Genomic DNA, 4264 nt, shown 5'->3' on the forward strand with positions numbered 1-4264 from the left:
TATCATTTTGAAACCTCTCTTAGTTTTTATTAGTAAATAAGATGCGTTTTCCCTGGTTAAATATGGCTATTCTTTAGCGAAGGGATTAGTCTAGCGATCGCACTCTTGGACGGGGGCGATCGCTTTTGCTTTACTTACTATATGATGATAGCGTGAGGAAGTAAAATGTCATTAGTAGAAAATGAAAAAGTTATGCTAGTTTTATCAACGGCAGTTGCCTCATATAAATGGACTCCAGAGATGGGGGCAAGGCTAAAATCTCTCCGGCTAAAAAAAAGTGGAAAAATGACTAGAGAACAGCTAGCACAGGCATCTTCCATGACAAAACAGTATATACAGTACTTAGAGAATCCTCCAGCAGATAAGGAAATTTCTGTTTCAACAGAAAAGCTAGAAGCATTATGTAAAGCCCTTTCTGTCCCTTTTGGGGCTTTTCTACCTGTATTAATAGGTGAAAACTTAAAAATCTTACTTTTAGACACTTGACAAAATACTAATAATATTAGTAATACTTAGAAGTAGAGGAAACGAGCGCAATGCCTCTCAGCTAAATAAAAAAGCGCTTACTGAAAACAAACAAAGTAAATTATTCGCATTAAACCAATCAAAATTAATAGCCGGCGGGATGAGCAGCCGCAGCCTAAAACTTGTAATGGCCAAGCCACCGCGAGATGATTCCGATGACCCACCAAGTCTAAAAACTGGTTGTAAAAAACTTCAATCTTTGCAGAACAAAGGCGATTGTGAACTCCTCAATCGCCTTTTCAATTGTTATCACGCGGCTGTACAGAGGACACGGTTACATCCCAATATCTTCTCTACAGCTTTGTGCTGTCTGGTGTTTTGACATCATCTGATACGCTTTGCCTTGGAATTACTTTATGAGGCTGCGCCAATAAGAGAGTGAGCGTTGTGCTTGCACAACGTTGTTCATGTAAATCAAAAGGCGATCGCTCACCGTCCAAAGTCTGCGATCGCCTTTCTATCCAAAAGGAATCTTAAAATTATGCCACAAGTTGCAACAACTGTAACCCCTTGCGTCAAGGTTGAAGAATTGAGAGTAATCGAAATCAGCTTCTACGACCACGAATATTATGCTGGTAGACAGCTGATAGCCACTATTACTCATGATCATGATTTAACACAACCTTGGGTAGTAATGGTGAACGACAAAGAAGTTTATCGTGCTGCTACCCTAATGCTTTGCCATCGCTATATCTGCTTGCAGTATAAGCGAGGAACTCTGCCAGTACAGGAAGAAACCCCAGTCGCAACAACGGGGAATGAAGTTATGTGCGAAATAGCCGCCCAGTGTGAGCAGTTCGGATTTGAATTGTTAGACGACGGCATCTATAAGGATGAACAAAAACTCGGTTCTATCGGTTACACTGATAGTTGTTGGTGGGTTATTCGGGCAACTTCAGTGCATCAGCAGAAAATCCCGTGTGATTCTGCATTTGATGCGGTGTGGATATTGTCGATGGTAGAACTGACGCAACCATCTCGTGAGGAACTGCTGGGTAAGCCGTTTGACGAACTCACGCCACAGGAATGGGAGCGGCTACGGCAATATCAGCCACTGATAGAACGGGAGTTGGTAGGGGCGTAGTTAAAGGGAAAAGGCGATTGCTGACAAGGCAGGGCGATCGCTTTTGCACCAAACTCTAATCAGAAATAGCAGTATGATACAACACGATTATTACTGATAACATGACCCAACAACCTCATGATAAATTTGCCAAGCAGTTTTTAGAAGAGTTACTTTCTCCCTTTGGGGAAGTAAAAACTAATAGGGAAGTAACTGATGAAACAAGATTTGTTGATGTGTTATTTTCGCCAACACCAACATCTGCGGTTGATGCAGAAACTTTAGGATTATTGGGTAGAATAGCGGTATTAAATACTACTTTGCTAGAACCGTTCCGCAATCAACCAAGTAGAACAGAAGTACGTAGTTGTCTACAAAAATTATTTACTGTGATTGCAGACGCGCAACGAAAAGCCAACAGGGAAGACACAACAATAGCGGAGAACGAGCTAGCACAACTGTGGATTATTTCTCCAAGTGCTTCAAAAGCTTTGCTCAAGGCTTTTGAAGCTAAACTAGATTTAGACAATTGGATGAGCGGAGTGTACTTTCTGCCATTGGGTTTAAGGGCAGCAATAGTGGCAACTAATAAGCTACCGCGAACTCCAGACACACTATGGTTTCGGCTCTTGGGGAGGGGAAAAGTACAAAGGGAGGCAGTAGAAGAACTGGTTGCATTACCACCATCCGATCTTGTACGCCGGAACGTACTGGAAATAATTTACAGATGGCGTATCAGTGTAATGACACAGACAGAATTAACCAGAGATGACCAGGAGTTGATCATGAACTTAACTCAAGCTTACGAAGAAGCAAGAGCGCAAGCGGTACAGGAGGGGGTAGAGCAAGGAGTACAGCAAGGACAACGCCAAGTTGTAGAAAACTTGTTAAGATTCCGGTTTGGTTCTGTGGATGAAGAACTCTCAAGAGTAGTCGATAGTTTGTTGCAGTTAGCACCAGATGATTTTGCTAGAGTTTTACTGGAATTATCTAGTTTATCCCGTGAAGAGTTGTTAGCGAGATTTAATTCACATCAATAATCTGTACAGGGCAAATAATTAGTAATAAAACAGCGCTTTTGTAAAATCAAGAGCGCTGTTTTATTGGCTCTACGCTTCATATATCACAATTAAACGGCTGCGCCAATGCAAAAGTGAAAATGCTTTTGGTACAAACAAATGAACCCTCAAGAAAATGTCGATTTACTTGCTGCCTTAATGCGCCAAGAGGAACTACTCAAGCAATTAATCGCTTCAATCAATAAGCCAAAACTAGGATTGCACTCTGATGCTGGCAGTTGCAAAATCTACTGTAATCGACAGCACGGAGGACTGTGGTACACACTAAATGGTGAACCGAGTGATGTCCCTCAAACTGCCTTAACTGGATATCTTAAAGAACTGCGGTTTGAGAATACAGAACGCCGCAAAAAAGAAACCTGCAAGTTGCTAATAACTATGCAAGCAGACCGGACGTATATCTTAGAATCCGGTTATGATACCCATTTTTCAAAGTGCATACTTGCGGCGATCGCAACTTTGACCCCAGAACAATTGTATTCTCCCATCACACTACAGCCTACTCCAGGGACGACAGATGAAAATGTATTATTCTGTCGGGTGTGGGTTGGGTCGGAATTAGTTATGGCATCTTACAACGAGCAAACAGACTGGCGCGAGGTCAGCAAGCAGGCAATTTCTGTAACCAAAGCTGCTCTTGAGATGGCGTTTTAACTCGTTGTAAACAGAGTTTGGGCAAATGTAATTATAACTTGCTCAAACTTTGTCTACAGCTAATAGATGCTGTCTACCTATTCACCAATCACAAGAAATGACTACAACAATCGTTCAGCCTAGTATCGAAAACTTACAGCAGTTTTCTGACTCGTTCGACATTGAGAAACTGTTGCAATCTGACGGGGTTCTACGGTGGCTTCTAGCAAATGGCTGGAACTACAATGATGAATCTTGTTTGATTGCGAATATTATCGATGAGTCTACAAGTCTTGATGAAGTTTGGGAATCAGACGAGTTTGACTTTAAGGCTCTGTCTGATGAATTAAAAGAAAAATTGAATCAAATCTTTGAGCATTTCTATCTGTAAAAATTCTTTACCTCTAATCCCTAATTTATTTAACCCAAAGGTAACGAAAATGCAACCAAAAATCACACTTTCACGCGGTTATTGAATCCCAAAGTTTCATGTTTACCAACGTACAAAACAGGGAAAGATAATCGGTATTGAGGTACTACCGCATGATAGTTTGCTAGCCGAAAATTGTGGTCATGGCTACCGTTATATTGTCATGGTTTGTCGTTATACCAAAGAAGTTAAATATCTGGAATCAGATCAGATTACACCGCTCTTACCCTCAGAAGTAGAAGCTGAGATTATAGAAGAGGTTGATTATTATTTGACTCAGCTTCTATTGCTGCAATTAGAGTTAAAGGCTGACCTCAAAATTCAGACTCCATTCGGTCAAGTTAACCCACCAATTTCAACAACTAAACGTACTTCTGGGAGCGGTTCTAGATTGTCTAAACCGAATAAAGAAAAAATTGCTGCTTGATGAAAAAAGAATCAGATTATGCCTGAAAAACTCTCCAGCTAGATTTAATCAGTCTGACTGGAGAGAAAAATCGATTCCACGATAAATTATGGCACACTTTACTGCTA

6 protein-coding genes are annotated in these 4264 nt (G+C 41.0%); all 6 read left to right on the top strand.

The features are described 5' to 3' along the window. The first annotated feature begins 165 nt into the window (after positions 1-165). The 6 genes from ACFFAP_RS36560 (at position 166) to ACFFAP_RS36585 (ending at position 4157) form a co-directional block, all read left to right on the top strand. Positions 166-486 (top strand): helix-turn-helix domain-containing protein, encoded by a 321-nt coding sequence (locus tag ACFFAP_RS36560; protein ID WP_375515792.1) that lies wholly within the window; start codon positions 166-168, stop codon positions 484-486. Between the two features lie 430 nt (positions 487-916). After that, complete coding sequence (locus tag ACFFAP_RS36565) at positions 917-1609, top strand: hypothetical protein (protein ID WP_375515793.1); 693 nt, start codon at positions 917-919, stop codon at positions 1607-1609. A 101-nt stretch (positions 1610-1710) separates the two neighbouring features. Further along, entirely contained in the window at positions 1711-2628 is a 918-nt protein-coding gene (locus ACFFAP_RS36570) for a hypothetical protein (protein ID WP_375515794.1), read from the top strand. Between the two features lie 138 nt (positions 2629-2766). Then, a complete protein-coding gene (locus ACFFAP_RS36575; RefSeq protein ID WP_375515795.1) occupies positions 2767-3321 on the top strand; it encodes a hypothetical protein in 555 nt (184 codons plus the stop codon). Between the two features lie 97 nt (positions 3322-3418). Beyond that, positions 3419-3691, top strand: coding sequence for a hypothetical protein (locus ACFFAP_RS36580; RefSeq protein ID WP_375515796.1), 273 nt, complete (start codon positions 3419-3421; stop codon positions 3689-3691). Between the two features lie 160 nt (positions 3692-3851). Then, entirely contained in the window at positions 3852-4157 is a 306-nt protein-coding gene (locus ACFFAP_RS36585) for a hypothetical protein (RefSeq protein ID WP_375515797.1), read from the top strand. The last annotated feature ends 107 nt before the right edge of the window (positions 4158-4264 follow it).

Origin of the sequence: uncultured Nostoc sp., assembly GCF_964245575.1 — a bacterium.
Lineage (GTDB): Bacteria > Cyanobacteriota > Cyanobacteriia > Cyanobacteriales > Nostocaceae > Nostoc.

Coding starts and splice junctions, on each gene's coding strand:
- ACFFAP_RS36570 (WP_375515794.1), top strand. CDS start 1,711: ATGACCCAACAACCTCATGATAAATTTGCCAAGCAGTTTTTAGAAGAG.
- ACFFAP_RS36580 (WP_375515796.1), top strand. CDS start 3,419: ATGACTACAACAATCGTTCAGCCTAGTATCGAAAACTTACAGCAGTTT.
- ACFFAP_RS36560 (WP_375515792.1), top strand. CDS start 166: ATGTCATTAGTAGAAAATGAAAAAGTTATGCTAGTTTTATCAACGGCA.
- ACFFAP_RS36575 (WP_375515795.1), top strand. CDS start 2,767: ATGAACCCTCAAGAAAATGTCGATTTACTTGCTGCCTTAATGCGCCAA.